The following is a 21,643-nucleotide window of genomic DNA, read 5'->3' on the forward strand; positions in this document are numbered from 1 at the left end:
CAGCCCTCCCCGTGACCGAAGGAAGTCACTTCGGGACAAGCGGGGGAGGGCCGAATCACCGGCTTCATTTTTTCGCCTGGATGGTTTCAGCCATTCAGACGTCCATACGTCCAAACGCGATACCGACAGGAACCATTTGCAATTCCAATGCCGCAGCGCAACACTGGCTCGATATCCATCCCCTGACAGCGAACCCACGTGACCTCGCCAATCTCCGCGCCGTTGCCCCCCGACGCTCCCTGGATCGTGATGAAGTTCGGCGGCACCAGCGTCGCCACGCTGCCGCGCTGGCAGAACATCCGTGAGCTGGTCGCCAGCCGCCGCGCCGAAGGCGCGCGCGTGCTGGTCGTCGTTTCCGCGCTGACCGGCATTACCGATGCGCTGAAACAACTGTGCGGCGAGGGCGGGCAGGACAAGCGCAGGGCGGCGGCCGGCGCGATCGCGCAACGCCACTACGACTTGCTGGAGCACATGCAGCTGGCGCTGCCGGATACGCTCGGCGAGCGGCTGGGCGAGCTCGCACGGCTGGCCGAGGACGGCCCCACCGCCCGTGGCGAGCTGGCCTGGCAGGCACAGGTGCAGGCACAAGGCGAGCTGATGTCGAGCGCGCTTGGCGCGGCGTTCCTCAGCCACAGCGGCCTGCCCACGCAGTGGCTGGATGCGCGCGACTGCCTGGCGGCGGTGGCGTTGCCGAACCAGAACGAGCGCACCCGGCTGCTGTCGGCGATGGTCGAGGCGAAGCCCGATCCGGCGCTGAACGCACGCCTGGCCGCACTCGGCGAGGTGTTCATCACGCAGGGCTTCATCGCGCGCGAAACGCATGGCCGCACCGTGCTGCTCGGGCGCGGCGGCTCGGACACCTCGGCCGCGTACTTCGGCGCGCTGCTGAAGGCGCAGCGGGTGGAGATCTGGACCGACGTGGCCGGCATGTTCACCGCCAACCCGCGCCAGGTGCCGGGTGCGCGCCTGCTGCAGCGGCTGGATTACGAGGAGGCTCAGGAAATCGCCTCCACCGGTGCCAAGGTGCTGCACCCGCGCTGCCTGTCGCCGCTGCGCGAGCCGCGCGTGCCGTTGCTGATCAAGGACACCAACCGCCCCGAACTCGACGGCACCGTGATCGGTCCGGAAGTGCGCGCGCACGCACCCAGCGTCAAGGCGATCAGCGCGCGCAAGGGCATCACCCTGGTCTCGATGGAGTCGGTCGGCATGTGGCAGCAGGTCGGCTTCCTCGCCGACGTGTTCGCCCATTTCAAGCAGCACGGCCTGTCGGTGGACCTGATCGGTTCGGCCGAGACCAACGTGACCGTGTCGCTCGATCCCACCGAGAACCTGCTCGACTCCGACGCGATCGCCGCGCTGGCCAGCGACCTGGCCAAGGTGTGCCGGGTGAAGGTGATCGCGCCGTGCGCGGCGATCACCCTGGTCGGCCGCGGCATGCGCTCGCTGCTGCACACGCTGTCCGGCGTGCTGGCCGAGTTCGGCCAGCTGCGCGTGCACATGATTTCGCAATCGTCGAACAACCTGAACCTCACCTTCGTGGTGGACGAGGAAGTGGTCGACGCGCTGCTGCCGCATCTGCACGATCTGCTGATCGCCGCCGGCGCGTTGCGCACCGACGACAGCGCCTTGTTCGGCCCGAGCTGGCAGACGCTGTACGGCAGCGGTGAAACGGTGGGTGCCGTGCCGGCATGGTGGCGCCAGTCGCAGCGGCAACGCCTGCTGGAACTGGCCACCGAGACGACACCGCGCTACGTCTATCACCTGCCCACGGTGCGCCAGCAGGCGCGCGAGCTGAAATCGCTGGCGGCAGTGGACCGGCTGCACTACGCGGTGAAGGCAAACACGCATCCGGCGATTCTGCAGGCGCTGGCGGCGGAAGGTTTCGCATTCGAGTGTGTCTCGCCGGGCGAGCTGGAGGCGGTCAGCGCGATCGTGCCGGAAGCGACGCCGCTGCTGTTCACGCCGAACTTCGCGCCGCGCGAGGATTACGCGCTCGCGCTGGCCACCCGCGCCACCATCACCCTCGACGCGCTGCATCCGCTGGAGCACTGGGGCGAGCTGTTCCGTGGCCGCGAGATCGTGCTGCGGGTCGACCTGGGGCGCGGCCTCGGCCATCACGAGAAGGTGCGCACCGGAGGCAGCGCCAGCAAGTTCGGCCTGCCGCTGGATCAACTGGCCGCTTTCCTGCAACTGGCCGATACGCATGGCGTGATCGTGCGCGGCCTGCATGCGCACCTTGGGTCGGGCGTACTCGATGTCGCGCACTGGGGCGAGGTCTACGTGCAGCTGGCCAGCCTGGCCGAGCGCATCGCCAGCGTGGTACTGCTGAACATCGGCGGCGGCCTCGGCGTGCCGGCGCATCCGGGCGAGGCGGCGCTGGACGTCGCTGAACTCGACCGCGTCCTGAACGAGGTCAAGGCCGTTTATCCGCAGTATCAATTGTGGATGGAGCCGGGCCGTTACCTCGTTGCCGACGCCGGCGTGCTGCTGGCGCGGGTCACCCAGCAGAAGCACAAGGCCGGTTTCCGCTATCTGGGCATCGACACCGGCATGAACAGCCTGATCCGCCCCGCGCTGTACGACGCCTGGCACGAGATCGTGAATCTCGGCCGGCTCGACGAACCGGCCACCGCGCTGTACCAGGTGGTCGGCCCGATCTGCGAAAGCGGCGACGTGCTGGGCACCGACCGCCGCCTGCCCGAAGCGCAGGAAGGCGACGTGATGCTGATCGCGCAGGCCGGTGCCTACGGCAAGGTGATGTCCTCGCATTACAACCTGCGCGATGAAGCCGACGAGGTGGTGATCGACGCCTGACCTGCAGAGGACCTGTGGGAGCGGCTTCAGCCGCGATGCTTTTGACTTCGCCGAAGAGCATCGCGGCTGAAGCCGCTCCCACAAAACCAGCTACCGCGCGCCTTGTTTCTGGAACAATGGCGTATTCGCAAATATCCAGAGCATGCCCCAAGTGATGCGGTGGCCATGGCCAGGCCAGATTCCGCAGCTTTTCCTCCACGGAAAGGCAGCAGGCACCCGGAGAGTGAAGAGTGACAACGACAATCCAACCGCGACTCACCAAGGTTTTCCGCTTCGTGCGATCGAGCTACGCCGACGGCGTGGCCGAGCTGGCGTACGCGTTCGACGACGGCGAGGAACTGGTCGAGCGAATCCGCTTTCCGAATGCGCCGGCAGTACCGGCTGGCCGCGCGGCGGCGTTCGATGCCGCGCTGAAACTGCTGCACCTGATCGCCGGCATCAGCTACTACAAGGCCGGCGTGCCGCCGAAGATCGAGGTGGCCGACGGCCCGCTCGACGATGCCACCGCCGAGTTGCTGGATCAGCTGTATCTGCACGGGCTGGCCGAGTTCGCCTATCGCAATGGTCTGGATCTGCGCGGGCACATTGCTTTCCCGCGCGGTGGGACCGCGCCTGCCGTTGCTGCACTGGATTTGCCGAAACGCACCCTGGTGCCGATCGGCGGCGGCAAGGATTCGCTGGTCGCGGTGGAAGCGATCAAGTCGATCGGCGGCGAGCCGACCGCGGTGTGGGTCGGCAATTCCGCCCTGATCGCCGCCTGCGCCGAACGTACCGGCCTGCCTACGCTGAACATCCAGCGCGAGTTGGCACCGGCCCTGTTCGAACTGAACCGGCTCGGTGCATGGAACGGGCACATCCCGGTGACCGCGGTGAATTCGGCGATCCTCGTCGTCGCCGCGATCCTGTACGGTTACGACTCGATCGCGTTCGCCAACGAGCGCTCCGCCTCGGCCGCCACGCTGGAGTACGACGGCCAGCAGGTGAACCATCAATGGAGCAAGGGCTACGCGTTCGAGCAACTGCTGGGCAACTGGCTGCACACGCACGTGGCCAGCGATCTCGATTATTGCTCGCTGCTGCGGCCGTATTCCGAACTGGCGATCACCCGTGCATTCGCGAAGCTGACGCCGTACTTCGACGTGTTCTCCAGCTGCAACCGCAACTTCAGGTTGCTCGGCCCGAAGCCGGTTGACCGCTGGTGCGGGCAGTGCCCGAAATGCCACTTCGTGTTCCTCGCGCTGGCGCCGTTCCTGCCCAAGCCGCGGCTGCTGGCGATCTTCGGGCGCAACCTGCTGGACGATGAAGGCCAGGCCGCCGGCTTCGATGCGCTGCTGGAATACCAGGACCACAAGCCGTTCGAGTGCGTGGGCGAGGGCGCCGAGGCGCGCGCCGCGATGTATGCGCTGAGCCAGCGGCCGGAGTGGCAGGAGGACGCGCTGGTGGCACGCTTCCGCAGCGAGATCCTGCCGCAGCTCGATGCCTCGCAACTGGCGCTGGAGCCATGGCTGGAGCCGTCGTCCGAACATCGCGTGCCGGCGCGATTGCAGGCTGCGCTGGCGGCGATCGGCGGATGAATGTCTCCATATCTTCCGTAGGAGCCCGTTCGCGGGCGATGCTCTTGCGGGTTGGACCCAAGGCATCGCCCGCGAGCGGGCTCCTACGGGAATGCGGGATCCGTCATGCGCATCGCTGACCTGACCGATCGTCGCGTCGCGATCTGGGGCTTCGGCCGGGAGGGCCGTACGGCGATCCGTGCGTTGCGCCAGCGTTGCGGTGCCCAGCACTTCACCTTGTTCTGCAGCGCAGCCGAAGTCGATGCAGCGAGCGTGTTCGATCCCGCATTGGAAGTCATTGCCGGCGAACCGGACGCCGTCACGCTGGGCCGGTTCGATGTCGTGGTGAAATCGCCCGGCATTTCGGCGTACAAGCCGGCGCTGCTGGAGGCGCAGGCGCAAGGGACACGGTTTACCTCCGGCACCGCGCTGTGGTTCGGGGAGAATCCCGATGCGCGCGTGATCGCGGTCACCGGGACCAAGGGCAAGAGCACCACCAGCGCGCTGCTCGCGCATCTGGCGCGCAGCCTCGATGTACGCACCGCCCTGGCCGGCAACATCGGCCTGCCGCTGCTGGAACTGCAGGGCCGACAGGCGGAGCTGTGGGTGATCGAACTGTCCAGCTTCCAGACCGGCGAGGCCGGGCCGCTGGAGCTGGGCGTGATCACCAGCCTGTACGAAGAACACCTCGACTGGCACGGCTCGCGCGAACGCTATGTTGCCGACAAACTGAAGCTGGCCGACGTCTCGCGCCGGCTGCTGGTCAATGCGCTGCAACCTGCGTTGCTCGAACGCACGCGGCAGCATCCGCAGCGCCTGCAGTTCGGCCAGCCTGATGGCTGGCACGTCACCGACGGTGTCATTTGCCGTGGCACGCGGGAAATTTTCACGGCCGCCCGACTCGCCGCGCCGGGCCTGCACAACGCACTCAACGCCTGCGCTGCACTCGCCGCACTGGAAGCCATCGGCCTGGACGCGCCGGCCGCCGCGCCCGCGCTGGCCAGCTTCCGCCCGCTTCCGCATCGCCTGCAACCGCTTGGCGAAAACGGTGGCTGGCACTGGGTCAACGATTCGATCAGCACCACGCCGCTGGCCACCCTGGCCGCGCTGGAAAGCCTGCACGGCCGTACGGTGACCGTGCTGGTCGGCGGCCATGATCGAGGGCTGGACTGGACGCCGTTCGTGGATGCCATGCGCAGCGCGCCGGCCCACGCGATCGTCTGCATGGGCAGCAACGGCGGCCGCATCGAAACTGCCTTGCGCGCCGCCGGCGTGGTCTGCCCGATCGTGCATGTCGCGGACCTGGCCAGCGCGGTGGCCGAGTCAAAGGTTCACACGCCCGCGGGTGGAGTGATCCTGCTCTCTCCCGGCGCCCCCAGCTTCGACCAGTTCAAGGACTATGCCGAACGCGGCCGCCGCTTTGCCGAGTTGGCCGGGTTCGATGACGCGTCGATCGCCGGCATCGAAGGCCTGGGTATCGGCTGATCTCGCGCGATCGCACGGTGCGTCGATCGCCGGTGCAGCAGTGGTGCGCTCGAAGGGTGCCATGCAGTCGTCGATCTGTTTCCGGTGCCGGGAGACAGTCGTCATTGAACAGCGACAATCGAATCGGCTTCAGCGTGCGTAGCGCGCCAGTGGTTCGTTCACGCGTTTTTTGCCATCGATGCTGATGTGCTGGCGCAGCCAGGTGGCGAACTCGGCCTCGGGCAGGCTGCCTTCGGCGAGGGCGAGATACTGCGGATAGAGGGCGAGGTCATCGGCATCGAGCCTACCGCCATTGAGCACGATGAAAGTTTCGCAGGCCACGGCCGCCGTGCGTTTGTTGCCGTCGATGAAGGGATGGTTGTGCGCCAGACCGAAAGCCAGGTTGGCGGCGAGGTCGGCAAGATCGGGCGGCGGGTCACCATAGGCGTACGCCTGTTGCGGACGGGCGAGCGCGGAATCCAGCGGGTTCTCGTCGCGCACGCCGCTGCCGCCGCCGTGCTCGGCCAACTGACGTTCGTGGATGGCGATGGTGAGCGGCTTTTCGATCAAGGTGATCATGGCCGCTACCTACTGTGCCAGCTTGTGCAATAGGGTGCGCCGCTTGCGCATGACTTCCTCAGCTACTTCCATCTGCTTGGCGAGGGTGGGGTCGTAGGTGGTGAGGCGGATGCCGTCGGGCGTTTCCAGCGCGAACAGTTCGTCGCCCTTTTCCAGGCGCAGGCGGGCCAGCAGATCGCGCGGCAGGATGACGCCGGCGGAGTTGCCGATGGTGGTGATCTTGAGTTTCATGGCGGCCTCCGGAAGTTATAACGTATGTTATACTTGGCAATCTCAGGCATTCAACTCGCCGTTCGCTAGCCGTCGGTGGGCCAGGCAAGTTGAAGGCCGCGAGGAAAACGAAATCCCGAACACGATCCGGGCGGACGCACTTCGATGTGCACTTCGAGCGCCAAGTCGCCGCCGCCAACCTGGGCATTCGACAATCATGTCAATTCAAAAAAAAGGGCCGCACTCGCGTGCGGCCCTTCGCTTTGCCAGCGCCTGCAAGCCCTACCAGATCTTCACCCGATCCTTCGGTGCCAGGTACAGCTTCTCGCCCGGCTTCACGTCGAACGCGGGATACCACGCGTCGAGATTGCGCACGGTCTGGGCGCGGACGCTGGCGGGCGCGTGCACGTCGGTGTTGAGGCGCTGGCGCAGGGCGGCGTCGCGGATCTTGCTGCGCCAGGCCTGGCCGAAGGCGAGGAAGAAGCGCTGGTCGCCGCTCAAGCCGTCGATTACCGGGGCCGGCTTGTCGCCGAGCGACTTGTGGTAGGCGAGGTAGGCGATGGTGAGGCCGGAGACGTCGGCGATGTCCTCGCCGAGGGTCTGCTCGCCGCTGACGTGCAGGCCAGGCAATACCTCGTACTGGTCGAACTGCTTCGCCAGTTGCTGGCTGGCGGCCTTGAAGTGCGCCAAGTCGTCCGGCGTCCACCAGTTGGCGAGGCGGCCTTCGGCATCGAACTCGGCACCGAGGTTGTCGAAGCTGTGGCTGATTTCGTGGCCGATGATCGCGCCGATCGAACCGTAGTTGGCGGCCGCGTCCGCGTGCGGATCGAAGAACGGCGGCTGCAGGATCGCGGCGGGGAAATTGAGCGCGTTCTGCAACGGCAGGTTCACCGCGTTGACAGTTTGCGGAGTCATCCACCACTCGCCCTTGTCCACCGGCTGGCCGAGCTTGGCGCGCTGATGTTCGTACTCGAACTTTTCGGCACGCAGCCGGTTGCCCAGCGGATCGTCGGCGCGGATGTCCAGCGTGGCGTAGTCGCGCCAGGTTTCCGGATAGCCGACGCTGACGCGCAACGTGGCCAGCTTGGCCTTGGCTTTCCCGCGGGTGGCGGGGGTCATCCAGGCCAGCGTGTCGATGCGGTCGTTGAACGCGGCGATGAGGTTCTTCACCAGTTGCTGCACGGCGGCCTTGGACGAGGCCGGGAAATATTTCCGCACGTAGAGCTGGCCCACCGCGTCGCCGAGGCCGACATTGGTGGCGCCGACGGCACGTTTCCAGCGCGGCTGCTGCTCGGGCGTGCCCTGCAGGGTACGACCATGGAAATCGAAGCTGAGGTCGGCGTAGGCCTTGGGCAGCAGGTCGGCGCTGTGGTCGATGGTGTGGAAGACGAGCAGGTCCTTCCAGGCCTGCAGCGGCTCGCTGGCGGTCAGCGCGGACAGCCCGGTGACGGCGGAGGGCTGCCAGACGTCGAATTGCGATTGGCCGTCCAGCCCGGCAGCCTTGAGGTAGGCCGCCCAGTCGAGGCCGGGCGCCTTGTGCGCGAAGTCGGCCATCCGCCACAGGTTGTTGGCCTTGTGCACGTCCTGGCTGTCGAGCAGGCTTTCCTGCGCCTTGGCGATCTTCGTCTCCAGGTCGAGGATGGCGCTTGTCTTGCCTGCGGCATCGGCGATGCCGGCCTGCTTCAGCAGCGCGGTGACGTAGGTCCGGTACTTGGCACGGGCCTCGACCATGTGCGGATCGCTGGACAGGTAATAATCGCGGCTGGGCATGCCGAGGCCGCCCTGCATCAGGTAGGCGATGTGGTGCGAAGGATCTTCCAGCCCCTGTGTCACGAACAGGCCGAACAGGTGTTCGGTGTGGAAGTTGGTGGCGTTGATCGGGTCGACGTCGGCGCGCAGGCGGCTGCCCAGCACGCGGGCCAGGTCGTCGCGCGAGGCGATCGCGTCGATCTGCGCCAGCTGCGGCTTGAGCGGGGCCAGGCCGTGCTGCTCGATCGCGGCGGTGTCCATCCAGGCGGCGTAGTAGTCGGCGATCTTGTGCGCGTTGCTGCCGGCGGCGGGATGGCTGGCGCCGGCATTGCGGATCAGCTCGGCGGTGTCCTTCTCGGCCTGCTCGAACACCTTGAGGAAGGTGCCGGTGCTGGAGCGGTCGGCGGGGATCTGCGCCGTCTTCAGCCAGCTGCCGTTGGCGTAGCGGAAGAAGTCGTCGCCCGGCTTCACGCCGTGGTCGACGCCGGCCAGGTCGATGCCGATCGGCTGGCTGGTCGGCGTGGCCGCCCAGGCGGCGGGAGTGCACGCCACCATTGCCGTCAGGATCCATCGCATGCGTTGCATGATCGTGTCGCCTCCGCTGAAAGGAATGTTCCACCATAGCCCGCCGCCCGGCGCTTGAGGGCATGACTTATGGGCCATGCGGGCCAGGCATTCAGTGCGTCTCCACGCTGACCGGCGCGACTTGCGCCGGCATGCGACAAAACGGCACCAGCAACAGGGCCACGATGAACATCCACGCCATCAACCGAAACACGTCGTCGAATGCCAGCGTCGTCGCGGCACGCGATACCAGCTGGCCCAGTTCGCCTTGTGCCATCAGCAACGCGTGTGCGGAATCGCTGGTGAACTGGCCGATCCGCGCAGCCAGCTGCGCCACCACCTCGGGCGCGTTGCGGCCGGCCTCGCCCAGGCTTTCGCCGAAGCGGGCGGCGTGGATGCGCGTCCCATCCATCAGCCAGGTATTGACCACCGCGATGCCGATTGCGCCGCCGAGGTTGCGCATCAGGTTGAACAGGCCCGAGGCGTAGCGCAGCTCGGCCGCGGCGAAACCATTCAGCGCCATGTTCACGCTGGGCACGATGCACAGCATCGTCGCGAAGCCGCGCAGCGCCTGTGGCCAGAACAGCGCGGCGAAACCCCACTGCGGCGTCATCGCCGAGAACAGCCACAGGCTGGCGGCGAACAGCAGCAGGCCGGCGCTGATCGTCCAGCGCGCGTCGACCCGTTGCGACAGCCGTGCCGCCACCACCGTGCTGAGGATCTGCGCGATGCCGGTGACGAATACCGTGGTGCCGATCTGCAGGCTGTTGTAGCCGCGCACGCGGCCGAGGAACACCGGTACCAGGTAGGTCGACGCATACAGCCCGAAGCCGATCACCAGGCTGAAGATGCAGGCGAACACGAAACTGGAATGGCGGAACGGCGACAGCCTGACGATCGGCCCCGCCGAGCGCAGCGAGCGCTCCAGGAACAGCGCGAAGCCGACCAGCGACAGCCATGCCGCGGTGGCGATGGTCGGGTCGCCCAGCCATTCGTGGCGCGGGCATTCCTCCAGCACGTATTCCAGGCCACCCAGGAACATCGCCATCGCGACCAGATGCACGTAGTCGATCTTCTTCAGCATCGCCAGGTTCGGCCGGTCGACCTTGACCAGCAGGATCGACAGCACGGTCACGGCGATGCCCGGCACGATGTTGATGTAGAAGATCGAGCGCCAGCCGACCACCTCGGTGAGCCAGCCGCCCACGGTCGGCCCCAGCGTCGGTGCCAGCACCGAGACCATGCCGAGGATCGCCGGGATCAGCGCGCGCTGCGGGCCGCTGAACAGCGCGAAGCCGGTGGCGAACACGGTCGGCACCATCGCGCCGCCGACGAAGCCCTGGATCACCCGGAACAGCGTCATCGAGTGGATGTCCCAGGCCATTCCGCACAGCGCACTGGCCAGGGTGAACAGTCCGGCCGACAGCGCGTACAGCCAGCGCGTCGACAGCGCCTGCGCCAGGAACGCGGCGAACGGGATCATCACCAGTTCCGCCATCAGGTAGCCGGTCTGCACCCAGCTGATCTCGTCCGGGCCGGCCGACAGCCCGGCCTGGATCTCGTTGAGCGAGGCGGCCACGATCTGGATGTCGATCAGCGCCATGAACATGCCGAACGCCATCACGCCGAAGATCAGGAATTTGCGCGGCAGCGGCAGGTCGGCGGGGGCGATGATGGTGGTTTGCGGGGTGGCGGTAAGGGCGTTCACGGGAGGCTCTTGCATCGTCGGCAAATCATAGTATGATGATCATCATATTAAAAAGCGAGACCGTCATGCGCTACGACACCGAGCACAAGCAGAAGACCCGCGCCATGGTGCTGCAGGCTGCGGCGAAGGCGATCCGTGCCGACGGCCCGGACCGCGTCGCGGTGGCCGGCGTGATGGCCGAGGCGGGGCTCACCCACGGCGGCTTCTACGCCCACTTCAAGTCCAAGGACGAACTGGTCGCCGCGGCGATCGGGCAGATGTTCGAGGAAGCGCGCGCCCGCTGGGAGCGCGAGACCGCCGAACGCGGCCCGGCCGACGGCCTGGTGGCGTACATCGACTTTTACCTGTCGAAGAAGCATCGCGACGCCCGCGGCTTCGGTTGCCCGATGGCAGCGCTGGCCTCGGACCTGCCGCGCCTGTCCGAGCCGGCTCGCGAGCAGTTCGCCGACGGCGTGCAACGCAGCACCGCGCGGCTGGGCGAGCAGCTCGCCGCGCTGGGTCATGCGGCGGCCGAGGTTGAGGCGCGCTCGATGATCGCCGAGCTGATCGGCGCGCTCTCGCTGTCGCGCATCGAGCCGGACGCGAAGCGCTCCGACGCAATTCTCGCTGCCTCACGCAAGCAGTTGAAGCAGCGGCTCGGACTTGAGGCGCGGCAGCCATGAGCGCCGACGGTAGCCCGAGCGTTCCCCTCGACGTGCCTGCGGCACCACGTGCATCGTGGTCGCGCCGACCAGTGTTCGTCGCGGTGGTGGCACTGCTGGTCGCGGTCGGCGGCGCGTTGTGGATCGCCGCGCCCGGGCGCAGCGTGTCCACCGACAATGCCTACCTGCAGGCCGACAGTTCGGTGGTGGCGCCGAAGGTGCGCGGCCTGGTGGCCGACGTGCTGGTGCAGCACAACCAGCGCGTGCATCGCGGCGATCCGCTGCTGCGCATCGACGCGGAAGAGTTTGACGCGCGCGTGGCCTCGGCCATGGCCGGACTGCAGGACGCGCGCTCCAGCGTGGCGGCGGTACAGGCCGCACTCGCTGCGCTGGATGCGGAAGAGGCGCTGGCCGCCTCCAACGTACACGCGGCGCAGACCTCCATCCGTTCGGCCGATGCGCAGCAGGCCCTGGCCGATGCCGACCGCCGGCGCTTCGACGCGTTGATCGCCAGCGGTGCGGTGGCGCGCCGCGATGCCGAGCAGTACCGCACCGCCGCCGTCACCGCGCAGGCGAATGCCGAGCACAGCCGCGCCGAGTTCGCGGTCAGCCGCAATCAGGCCGCGGTGACGCACGCCAAGCGGCTGACCCTGCAGGCCAACCTGGCGCAGGCAGAGGCGACGGTGGCCAGCGCGCAGGCCGCGCTCGACCTGGCCAGGCAGGATCAGGCCAACACCCTGGTGCGCGCGCCGATCGACGGCGTGGTCGGCGATCGCCAGGTCGAACCGGGCGACTACGTGCAACCGGGCACGCGCCTGCTCACCGTGGTGCCGCTGGATGCGCTGTACGTGATCGCCAACTTCAAGGAAACCCAGACCGCGCGCATGGTCGCCGGCCAGTCCGCCAGCGTCGAGGTGGATGCGCTGCCCGGACAAACCCTGCACGGCCACGTCGAGAGTTTCGCACCCGGTTCCGGCTCGCAGTTCTCGCTGCTGCCGTTCGAGCCGGGCACCGGCAACTTCACCAAGATCGTGCAGCGGGTGCCGGTACGCATCCGCTTCGACGCCGATCAGGCGGCCTTGGCGCGCTTGCGTCCGGGGCTTTCCAGCACGGTCACCGTGCAATTGAACACGCCGCCTTCCGCGCAGGCAGCGCGCTGAGCGCAGCACGTCGTCGGCAAGCCGGCATCACGCGCCAGAAACGGCTTTGCCGGTCGAAGGCACCTTCAGCATCTCCATCCCACTCTCACGAGGTATCAACCATGAAAATCCAGGGCAGCACCGCATTCGTCACCGGTGCCAACCGCGGTCTCGGTCTCGCCTATGCCAGGGCACTGCTGGCCGCCGGCGCAAGCAAGGTCTATGCGGGCGCACGCGATCCCGCCTCCGTGCCTGTGCTGAAGGGACTGGTGCCGGTGAAGCTGGACGTCAACGACGCCGGCAACATCGCCGCCGTGGTGGCGCAGTGCGCCGATGTGAATCTGCTGATCAACAACGCGGGCGTCATCGGCGGCGAGCCGCTGCTTGGCGCACGCGGCGAGGATGCGCTGCGCGAGGTGCTCGACACCAATCTTCATGGCGTGCTCGCGACGAGCCGCGCCTTCGCACCCGTGCTGGGCGCGAACGGCGGCGGGGCGCTGGTCAACATGCTTTCGGCCCTGAGCTGGGCCAGCCTGCCAGGCAGTTCGGCGTACTCGGTGTCCAAGGCGGCGGCGTGGGCGTTGACCAACGGCCTGCGCAACGAGTTGCGCGGGCAGGGCACGCTGGTGGTCGGGGTGCACGCCGGCTACATCGACACCGACATGGTGAAGGATGTCGAAGGTCCCAAGTCGCGCCCCGAGGACATCGCGCAGGCCGTGCTTGCCGGCATCGAGGCGGGCGCGCCGGAAGTGCTGGCCGACGACACGGCCCGGTACGTCAAGGCCGGTTTCGGCGCCTCGCCGTCGCTGTACCTGGGCGGCGTGCCGGGTTGAACGGCGCTACTTCTCGATGCGGTAGTTGAGGCTGGCGCGGCTGAAGTCGGTGGCCTGTTGCGCCTCGAAGTTCCAGCGCTTGCTGAGCCGGTAGCGCAGGGTGATCACCTCGCCCGGCTCGAACAACCCCACGCCGTAGCTGAGGTACAGCCGCGGCGAGAGGTACTTGCCCACGGTGAACGCGGAGCTGCCGCCGAGCGCCTCGTTGCTGGACACGCCGATGTCGTCCACGCCCAGCTTCGAACCGATGCTCTTGGCCAGCAGGTCGCCGGCGGCCGAGCCGAGCGCCTGCGCGGCGGCACCGACCATGTCGCCTTCGCCACCCTTGACCTGCGACAGCGGCTTGCCGGTGACCAGGTAGGACAGCGCGTCGGACTGCTCCATCACCGGGTTGGAAAACACGGTGAGGATCGGTCGCTGCGCGGTGCCGGAGACCAACAGGCCGACTTCCTGGCCTTCGTCGATGGTGGCATTCGGGTTGAGCTTGCGCACCGCGCGGATGTTCAGCCCCGGGTTGTCGATCGGCGTGCTGGCGAACAGCAGCTGGCCGCGCTGGATCTGCAGGTTCTGGCCGTAGGCCTTGTAGGTGCCGTCGACGGTGAGCTGGCCCCGGCCGGTGGTGGCGCGGCCAGGGCGTTCGGTCACCGTCAATAGTCCGCTGACGCGGCCGTCCAGGCCCATGCCGACGACATGCGTCTTGTGTCCGAGATCCACTTTCACCTCGGCGCTGATCGGCAGTTTCCTGGCGGCTTCCTGCTGCTGCTTCTCGTCGACCACCACCACGTCGGGCGATGCCCGGGTGGCACCGGCGCCGGGCAGCTTCTCGGCATTCACGTCGGCGGAGTCGATGCTCAGCGCGCCGCCGATGGCGATGCCGCTGGCATCCTGTTTCACGGTCAGGTCGGGCGAGATCACCACCCTGGCGGCGGGTATGTCGGCGGCGGTGAACTGGCTGCCCTTGAGCGTGAGTTGCGTTTGCGCATCGGCACCGATGTCGGCGTGGCCGCTGATCGCCAGGCTGCCCTTGCCCGATTGAACGCTGCCCTGGATCAGGAATTGCCGCGCGTCGGTGGTGCTGACCGTGAGCTGGCCCTGGCTCAGCGTGAGTCCGGCCGACGGCACCTCGGCGGAAAAGCCGCGCACGTCGGCCCGGCCGGTGACGGCTGGCTGTTTCAGTGTGCCGCCGAATCGGAAGCTGCCGTCGACACCGCCTTTGACGCTGGCCACCTCACTGCTGAACAGCTCGACGAAGGCCAGATTGTCCAGGCGCAGATCGAGTTGTCCGCCCAGCGTCTGCTGCGCACCGCTGATCGTGACCTGGCCGTCGATGCGGCCGCTGTCATCGAGCCCGCCATGCGCCACGATGCGCTGGCTGGTCGGCGAGAGGTCGGCGTCCACGCGCAACTGGTCGTAGCGCAGCAGCGGTTCGTCGGCGTGATCGGTGTAGCTGATCGTGCCTTTCGCGGATTTGATCGAGGCGTTGCCGCTGAGCGCACCTGCGGCGCTGCGGCGGATCTTGCCGCTGCCTTCGATGACGCCCTCGGCGCGCATCGGCAGGTCGGCATTGCCGGTGGCGTTCAGCAGCAGCGCCAGCGGCAGCGCCTTCAGCCGGTAGCTGGCGTCGAGGTTGCCCGGCTTGTCCTGTTTCGCGGCCACGCACAGTTGCGGCTCGCCGGCGCTCAGGCACAGCTCGGACAGGCTCATCGCGCCGTCGTTGTAGCTCAGCTGCGCAGGCTGCAGCAGGCGCCAGCCGGGCATGCCCTGCGGCTCCAGGTTGAGCGTGGACAGCGTGCCGTTCCACGTCGATCCCTTCAACGCACCGTGCAGGGCGAGTTCGCCGGAGAGCTGGCTGCCACGGGCATCCACGCGCACCTGATGGTCGCCCTGGCTGCCTTCTGCCAACAGGTTGATGTGCTGGAACAGCAAGCCCTGCAGATACACGTTGCCAGTCTGCAGATCCAGCTTGCCGGCCGGGTGGCTGATGTCGGGGATGCCGACGATCAGCCGCAGCGTATCGGCCTTCTGCTGCTGCCAGGCCAATGCCTGTCCGTGCAACTGGCCGTTGACGCTGAGCTTCGGCTGCCTGCCGCGGATATTGAAATGGCCGTCCAGACGGCCACTCGCATCCGGTAGCCAGTCGCCCAGGGACGCGATGGCCAATTGCAGGTCGGCATCGTTGCTGCTGCCGGGGCGGGCCACCAGCTTCACCGTGCTGCCGCCCGAGGCGAGATCGAGCTTGCCATCGACCACTTCATTGGATGACAGGTGCAACTTGCCGCTGCCGCTGACCGCACGATCGCGCAGCTTGCCCGCCAGCTGGCGGATTTCCAGGGTGGCATCCGGGCCGTTCCGCGGCAGGCTGCCCTGGCTTGCGATGTCGAAATCCAGCGCGCCATTCCAGCCGGCGAACAACTGGCCGGGATCGAACTTGCGGGCCTTGGCCTCGGCCTGCCAGGCCAGGTCCGGTGCAAAGGTCAGCGTACCGTTGGCCTGCAGGCCGCCTTGCGGCTGCTTCAGCGCGAGCGTGTGCAGGATGAGCTGTCGCGGCGTGCCGTCGAGGTTCAGCGCCAGTTTCGCCAGCTTGCCGGGTGGGCCGATGTCGATGTCACCTTCGGCGTGGTAGGCATCGACGCTGCCGCTGGCCTTGAGCTGACCGTGGCTGGCCAGGTCCTGGCCGGCCAGGTCCGCCGGCAGCAGCAGATCGTTCCAGCGGATATCCAGTGCGGCGCTGAACGGCCTGGCGGCGAGCTGCACGGTGCCGCTGGCGACTACGCTGCCCTTGATCTGCGTCGAGCTCAGCTTGAGCTGCTGCAGGTCGAGCGTGGCGTAGTCGTGGCTGAACCGCGCGCGCAGCGGCTGCAGCAGCAAGTGGTAATCGTTGAGGTCGAGCCGGCCGTCGAGCGTGCCGCCGTAGCGGTCGCCGTGGCCCCGCACGGCGATCGCCAGGGCTTTCAGCGAGCTGCCGCCGAGGAGGGGCCTGGGGTCGAAGCGCGGCGTGTCGAGCTTGCCGGTCCAGGCGTAGTCGCCGCGCGGGGTCAGATCCAACTGCAGTTGCATCGGTGCCGGCGCGGTGAGCTTGAGGTCGAGGTGCGCCGTGCTGCCGTCGCTGTGCGCGGCGAGGTCGCCGGCATAGTCGGTGTCGCCGACCTTCCAGGCGAAGACCGCCTTGCCGTTGCCCCGGTAGGGCGTGCCCAGCGCCAGTTTGCCGGCGAGCTCGGCGTGGCCATCGGGCGCCTGCAGGTCGAGCTGGCGCAGTTCGATGCCGCGGCGGGTCCAGCTGCCGGCCAGGTCGAGCCGGCTTGAGGCGAACAGCGGCTGGCTGTCCCGGGTCACTTTCACCGTGCCCACGTGCACGCGATCGAGGATCAGCTCGACCGGCGGCTGCAGCGAGAAGTTGCCGTGGCCGGAGGAGGCCGTCTCGTCCGTTTTCGGCAGGGCCACCTGGACGCCGTCCACGTTCAGCGCGAGCACGTGCACGCGTTTGGCCAGCAGCGGCCAGAAGCGCAGGTCCAGTTGCGCCGTCGCCACGGTGGCCACGATACCCTTGCCGTCGTCGTAGCGAATACCGGCCAGTTGCAGCGGGCCGATCAGCCGGCCGCGCGCCTGCTGCACGTGCAACGCGCCATCGGTGGCGGCTTGCGCCCGCGCCAGCGCGAACCGCAGGCCGGCACCGGTACCAAGCAGCCACCACAGCAGCGCCGCCGCGATCAGCAGCAGCGCGGCGAATGCGATGGCGATGCGCTTGAACCACTTCATGCTGTCAGCTTGCTCCGCTTGCGTTTGCGTCGGCCAGGATGGTTCTCCCGAGCAACGCCGAATCCCTGCAGCCGGTCATGCAGATTTCCATCACAGATCCGGCCCGATCACGAGGTGCAGCTGGATGCCATGCGCGCGGTCGTCGTGGATCGGCGTGCCCAGGTCGACGCGGATCATGCCCACCGGCGAACGCCAGCGCAGGCCGAGGCCGGCGCCGATCGTCGGGCGGTAGTCGGTGCCGCTGAATGCGTTGCCGGCATCGACGAAAGCGGCCATGCCCCAGTTGCGGGTGAAGTAATGCTCGACCTCGGTGCTGGCGACCAGCAGGTTCTTGCCGCCGATCACGCGATCGTCGCTGTTGCGCGGCCCGATCGACTGGTAGCCGTAGCCGCGCACCGAGCGGTCGCCGCCGGCAAAGAAGCGCAGTTGCGGCGGCAATGCGGCGAAGTCGTTGGTCCAGGTGATGCCAGCGCTGCCGCGCAGGATCAGCCGGTTGCGGTTGTGCGCGCCAAACGCACGGATCCACTTCGCGTCGGCGGTCATCTGGCTGAAGCTGGCATCGGACAGCAGATTGCCGGCGGTGCTGCGGGCGGCCAAGGTGATCGACCAGCCGCGACCCACGAAGTCGGGGTTGTCGGCCTTCTTGCGCGTGAGCGCGGCCTCGCCGAACACCAGCGTGCTGCGGCCGTGCTCGATGCCGGGCGTGTTGTCCGGCTCGTTGCCGCGCTTGCCGACGGTGAAGGTGCCGGACAGCGCGTGCACGCCCAGCGCGCGGGTCCAGCCGTGCCACTGGCGCGTTTCGTTGCCGACCAGTTCCAGCGTGCGCGATTGCGAAGTGGCGGTGTCGGCGTCGCGGAAGTTCGCGCCCGCGTTGTAGCTGCGCTGGTTGTCGCCGGGCATCGGGATCGAGTACAGCGTGGACAGCGTCTTCAGCTTCTGCGCCACCACCAGCTCGTTCTTCCACTTGTGCCCGCGCCGGTTCACCCAGCGCCGCTCCATCCCGCCGCGCACGCCGAAACCGGTGTCGGTGCCGATGAACGGCCCGCCGGTGTAGATCGTGCGCTTGGCCGGCGCCAGCTGCACGGTGACGTCGACCACGCCGTCCTTCGCCTTGTCCACGTCCGGCATCACGTTGACCACCGCGAAATAATCCGCGCCGTTCAATGCCTGCTGCAGTTCCAGCAACTGCTCCTGCGAGAAGTAGTCGCCGGACTTGAACGGCACGTAGCGATCGAGGAAGCCCTCGTTGAACTGCGAACCGTCGAAGTGAACCTGGCCGTAGCGGTAGCGCGGGCCGGCCTGCCAGGCCAGCTTGATCGCCGCGCTGTGGTTGGCGCGGGTCACTTCGACCCGGTGGGTGACCAGCCGCGCATCAAGGAAGCCGTTGGCGGTGAGCTGGGCGCTCAACGCGTCGCGCGCGGCGTCGTAGGCGCCATGATCGAGCGTCTTTCCCTTCATCCGGGTGATCGCGCGTTCGGCGCGGCGAACCGGGGCGAGCGCGTCGGCCGCCTCGTCCAGTTGGACGTCGACGGCGGTGACCTTGATCGGCTCACCGGGCGTGACGTGCAGCGTTACCCTCCAGTCCTTGCCGACCTTCTGCAGGTCGCCGGTGACCGTGGCGTCGTAGTAGCCATACGGTTGCAGCGCCGTTTTCACCTGCGCGGGCGCGCGCTCATACAGCCGGCGCATCTGTGCGTCGCTGACTTCGCGCTTCGCGTATTGCGACAGTTCGGCCGCGGAAACCACGGCGCTCTTCAGTGGATCCCCGACTCCATCCACCGCCAGTTGCACGCCGGCATGGGCCGGCGATGCCAGCAGCACGACTAAAGGCAACAGGCTCAGGCGTCGGGGGATTCGGCGCATGCTTCGGTTTTGTCCTTGGCCGACCACTCAGGGGGAGTGGGGGAGCTTACCCAAGTCGAAGTTCGCTTCGCATGAATTCCCGGGATCCGGCCGAAAGAAGCAACGCCGCATCAGCCCGCCTTGTCACCCGCCGTGTGCGCAATCCACGCGCCGATCACCGCCGACACGTACGGGATCGACTGCGCGGCGAGGATGAAAATCCACAGGGTGCCTTCGATGTATCGCGTGCCGAAGAATTCGGCCATGCCGAAGATGCACAGTGCCAGCGCGATCGCCATCAGCCCTTCCTCGCGCACCGGCGCGAAGGCGGCGAAGTTGCTGCCGCCCAGGCGCCGGCTCTTGGCGGTGACCACGAACGAGGTCTTCTCGCGGGTCAGGCCGTGCAGGATGCCGCGGGCGATCGCATGCGACAGGCCCATGCTGGCGAGCGATGCCATCAGCGTGTCGCGCCAGCTGCACGGCACGCGGGCGCGATACAGCACGATGCCGAAGATCGCCTTGGCGAAGAAGAAGCCGATCACGGGGATCAGGAACAGCTGCATCGGCAGGCTGAAATACTGCGGATACGCGACCATGCCGGCGGTCCAGAAGATCGCCATCAGGGTGAAGATCAGGTGCAGCGCATCGGCAAACCAGCTGAACCAGCCAGTGAGGAAGTGGAAGCGCTGGCCGGCCGACAGCGGCCCGGCCTTGGTCATCCAGTCCCAGCGACCCTTGAGGATCTGCATCGCGCCGAACGCCCAGCGATAGCGCTGGCTCTTGTACGCCTTGAAGTCGGCCGGGGTCAGGCCCTTGCCCATCAGCTCGTCGACATAGACCAGGTCGTAGCCGGAGTGCATCAGGCGCAGGCCGAGCTCGGCGTCCTCGCAGATCGTCCACTCGGACCAGCCGCCGGTGCCTTCCAGTGCGGTGCGCCGTACCATGGTCATGGTGCCGTGCTGGATGATCGCGTTGCGCTCGTTGCGGTGATGCATGCCGATGCGGAAGAAGCCGTCGTATTCCCACGCGGTCATCCGCCGGAACGCGTTGTGCTCGAACTCGCGATGCGCCTGCGGGCACTGCACCACGGCCACCTTCGGGTCATGGAAATAGCCGGTGAGCGTGGCCAGCCAGTCCGAACGCACCTCGTAGTCGGCGTCGATCACCGCCACCACATCGGCCTGCGGGTCGGTTTCCTTCAGGCCGAAGTTCAGCGCGCCGGCCTTGTAGCCGGGCCACGGCTCCAGATGGAAGAAGCGGAAGCGCTTGCCGAGCTTCTCGCAGTATTCCTGCACCGGCTGCCACACGGCCGGGTCCTTCGTGTTGTTGTCGATCACCAGCACTTCGTAGTTGGCGTAGTCCAGTGCCGCCAGCGAATCGAGCGTGATGATCACCATCTCCGGCGGCTCGTTGTAGCAGGCCAGATGGATCGACACGAACGGCTGCCGGTCCGGCGGATCGGGCGTCAACATGCTCGCGTGGCGTCTCCACTCGCGCCGCCACAGCACCTCGGTGAACTCGAAGCCGTTGATCAGCAGGATCGCCAGGATCGCGATCTGCGCCGGGAACAGCAGCGTGAGCATGGTCCAGTCGATCCAGCTCAGGTAGAAGTTGAACGGCAACGTGGCCGACCACGTCAGCAGGCCGCAGGCGAGCTGGATCAGCATGCAGAAGAACAGCCGCCCCATCAGCTTGAAACGGCTGAAACGCCGTGCGAACAGGATCATCGGCAACAGCGCCAGCAGGCTCGCCGCCAGCGCCTTCCACGGCCAGCCGGTGTCCTCGGTCACCGGCCCGGTGAACGGGAACTTCAGCTGGCGATCGGCGTTGAAGATGCCCCAGTACGCCTCGGTGCGACCCGACAGCTGTTCCTTCCACGGCTGGTCGAACGCTTCCATCAGGTAGTAGTCGATGTGGCGCTGCTTCGCTGCCAGCAACCATTCGCGGATGAAGATCGCCTCGTTCGAAATGGACGGATCGGCGTGCTCATGACGATCGCCATTTGACGGCCAGCCGATTTCGCCGACCACGACGTGTTTGTACGGAAAACGCTGCTGCAGCTGCTGGTACGAGCCCAGCGCCGCGTCCAGCGCCACCCCGTTGGCGACCGGTATGCCGTTCCAGAACGGGAAGATGTGGATCGTGATGAAGTCGACGTGATCGGCCAGTTCGGGATATTTCAGCCAGATGTATTCCGGCTCGGCGATCGACACCGGCTGGTGCACGGCGGCACGCACGCGGTCGAGGTAGGCCATCATCTGCTGCGGCGTGAGGTCGTTGCGGAACAGCACCTCGTTGCCGACGATGACGCGGGTGATGGTGTCGGGGTACTCGCGCGCCTTGGCGATCAGCGCCTCGATCTCCTTCTCGTTGTTCTCCATGCGCCGCCCGATCTCGGCGCCAGCCATCACCTTCAGGCCGTCCTTCGCGGCCAGCCGGTAGGTTTGCGGGTTGACCAGCATCGAATACGTGCGGATGCGGTCGGAATAGCGCGCGACCAGCTTGAGATCGCGGTCGATCTCGGCGTCGCTGGGGTAATCCTGCTTGATCGGGTCCTGATAGCGCTGGAACGAGGAAAACGCGAAGCCGCCGATCTTGCCGTGCCAGTCATCCGGGCCATGCGGCAGGTTGCCCCACCACCACAGCCCGATATTCATCGCCGCCACGACCAGCGCAAGCACGATGGCGGTGAGCAAGGGGAATCGGCTGTCGTGATTTGCTGCAGTGGCGCTCAAAAAATTCCCCGGCGGAAGCCTGCGCAACAGGCGGTAAAGCCGCAGAAGCTTAACGA

At 67.2% G+C, this 21,643-nt stretch carries 13 protein-coding genes; 6 read left to right on the top strand and 7 right to left on the bottom strand.

What is annotated here, in order from left to right; all coding sequences use genetic code 11:
* The first annotated feature begins 249 nt into the window (after positions 1-249).
* The 3 genes from CIW53_RS02645 (at position 250) to murD (ending at position 5,852) form a co-directional block, all read left to right on the top strand.
* The gene (locus tag CIW53_RS02645; protein WP_149363425.1) at positions 250-2,814 is read left to right on the top strand and encodes a bifunctional aspartate kinase/diaminopimelate decarboxylase; all 2,565 of its coding nucleotides are present in this window, start codon (positions 250-252) and stop codon (positions 2,812-2,814) included.
* A gap of 230 nt (positions 2,815-3,044) precedes the next feature.
* Positions 3,045-4,388, top strand: coding sequence for a UDP-N-acetyl-alpha-D-muramoyl-L-alanyl-L-glutamate epimerase (gene murL, locus CIW53_RS02650; RefSeq protein WP_149363141.1), 1,344 nt, complete (start codon positions 3,045-3,047; stop codon positions 4,386-4,388).
* Between the two features lie 105 nt (positions 4,389-4,493).
* Positions 4,494-5,852, top strand: coding sequence for a UDP-N-acetylmuramoyl-L-alanine--D-glutamate ligase (gene murD / locus CIW53_RS02655; protein WP_149363142.1), 1,359 nt, complete (start codon positions 4,494-4,496; stop codon positions 5,850-5,852).
* Positions 5,853-5,981: 129 nt separating this feature from the next.
* Here the strand turns inward: murD and CIW53_RS02660 are convergent, their stop codons facing one another.
* From CIW53_RS02660 to CIW53_RS02675, 4 genes are all read right to left on the bottom strand, one after another.
* Complete coding sequence (locus CIW53_RS02660; protein ID WP_149363143.1) at positions 5,982-6,410, bottom strand: type II toxin-antitoxin system death-on-curing family toxin; 429 nt, start codon at positions 6,408-6,410, stop codon at positions 5,982-5,984.
* Between the two features lie 9 nt (positions 6,411-6,419).
* Positions 6,420-6,641 (bottom strand): AbrB/MazE/SpoVT family DNA-binding domain-containing protein, encoded by a 222-nt coding sequence (locus tag CIW53_RS02665; RefSeq protein ID WP_133947811.1) that lies wholly within the window; start codon positions 6,639-6,641, stop codon positions 6,420-6,422.
* A gap of 261 nt (positions 6,642-6,902) precedes the next feature.
* Positions 6,903-8,954, bottom strand: a complete 2,052-nt coding sequence (locus CIW53_RS02670; protein ID WP_149363144.1) for a M13 family metallopeptidase — start codon at positions 8,952-8,954, stop codon at positions 6,903-6,905.
* Between the two features lie 91 nt (positions 8,955-9,045).
* A complete protein-coding gene (locus CIW53_RS02675) occupies positions 9,046-10,641 on the bottom strand; it encodes a DHA2 family efflux MFS transporter permease subunit (protein WP_242451742.1) in 1,596 nt (531 codons plus the stop codon).
* A 65-nt stretch (positions 10,642-10,706) separates the two neighbouring features.
* Here CIW53_RS02675 and CIW53_RS02680 point away from each other — a divergent pair, with 65 nt between their 5' ends.
* The 3 genes from CIW53_RS02680 (at position 10,707) to CIW53_RS02690 (ending at position 13,254) form a co-directional block, all read left to right on the top strand.
* Positions 10,707-11,303 (top strand): TetR/AcrR family transcriptional regulator, encoded by a 597-nt coding sequence (locus CIW53_RS02680; protein WP_149363146.1) that lies wholly within the window; start codon positions 10,707-10,709, stop codon positions 11,301-11,303.
* Positions 11,300-12,442 (top strand): HlyD family secretion protein, encoded by a 1,143-nt coding sequence (locus CIW53_RS02685; protein ID WP_149363147.1) that lies wholly within the window; start codon positions 11,300-11,302, stop codon positions 12,440-12,442. Before CIW53_RS02680 ends, CIW53_RS02685 begins: the two co-directional genes overlap by 4 nt.
* Positions 12,443-12,543: 101 nt before the next feature.
* On the top strand, positions 12,544-13,254 hold the full coding sequence (locus CIW53_RS02690; protein ID WP_149363148.1) for an SDR family oxidoreductase: 711 nt from the start codon (positions 12,544-12,546) through the stop codon (positions 13,252-13,254).
* Between the two features lie 6 nt (positions 13,255-13,260).
* Here CIW53_RS02690 and CIW53_RS02695 read toward each other — a convergent pair whose 3' ends face one another.
* From CIW53_RS02695 to CIW53_RS02705, 3 genes are all read right to left on the bottom strand, one after another.
* On the bottom strand, positions 13,261-17,010 hold the full coding sequence (locus tag CIW53_RS02695) for a translocation/assembly module TamB domain-containing protein (protein WP_149363149.1): 3,750 nt from the start codon (positions 17,008-17,010) through the stop codon (positions 13,261-13,263).
* Positions 17,011-17,100: 90 nt separating this feature from the next.
* Positions 17,101-18,873, bottom strand: coding sequence for an autotransporter assembly complex family protein (locus tag CIW53_RS02700; RefSeq protein ID WP_149363150.1), 1,773 nt, complete (start codon positions 18,871-18,873; stop codon positions 17,101-17,103).
* A gap of 110 nt (positions 18,874-18,983) precedes the next feature.
* Entirely contained in the window at positions 18,984-21,587 is a 2,604-nt protein-coding gene (locus tag CIW53_RS02705) for a glycosyltransferase (protein WP_149363151.1), read from the bottom strand.
* Positions 21,588-21,643: the final 56 nt, after the last annotated feature.

The sequence above is a fragment of the Rhodanobacter sp. T12-5 genome (assembly GCF_008329435.1).
GTDB lineage: Bacteria > Pseudomonadota > Gammaproteobacteria > Xanthomonadales > Rhodanobacteraceae > Rhodanobacter.

Bases quoted from the DNA above. Each gene is read 5' to 3' on its own strand.
- CIW53_RS02670 (WP_149363144.1), bottom strand. From the start codon at position 8,954: ATGCAACGCATGCGATGGATCCTGACGGCAATGGTGGCGTGCACTCCC.
- CIW53_RS02685 (WP_149363147.1), top strand. From the start codon at position 11,300: ATGAGCGCCGACGGTAGCCCGAGCGTTCCCCTCGACGTGCCTGCGGCA.
- CIW53_RS02680 (WP_149363146.1), top strand. From the start codon at position 10,707: ATGCGCTACGACACCGAGCACAAGCAGAAGACCCGCGCCATGGTGCTG.
- CIW53_RS02690 (WP_149363148.1), top strand. From the start codon at position 12,544: ATGAAAATCCAGGGCAGCACCGCATTCGTCACCGGTGCCAACCGCGGT.
- CIW53_RS02700 (WP_149363150.1), bottom strand. From the start codon at position 18,873: ATGCGCCGAATCCCCCGACGCCTGAGCCTGTTGCCTTTAGTCGTGCTG.
- CIW53_RS02660 (WP_149363143.1), bottom strand. From the start codon at position 6,410: ATGATCACCTTGATCGAAAAGCCGCTCACCATCGCCATCCACGAACGT.
- CIW53_RS02665 (WP_133947811.1), bottom strand. From the start codon at position 6,641: ATGAAACTCAAGATCACCACCATCGGCAACTCCGCCGGCGTCATCCTG.
- CIW53_RS02695 (WP_149363149.1), bottom strand. From the start codon at position 17,010: ATGAAGTGGTTCAAGCGCATCGCCATCGCATTCGCCGCGCTGCTGCTG.
- CIW53_RS02645 (WP_149363425.1), top strand. From the start codon at position 250: ATGAAGTTCGGCGGCACCAGCGTCGCCACGCTGCCGCGCTGGCAGAAC.
- murD (WP_149363142.1), top strand. From the start codon at position 4,494: ATGCGCATCGCTGACCTGACCGATCGTCGCGTCGCGATCTGGGGCTTC.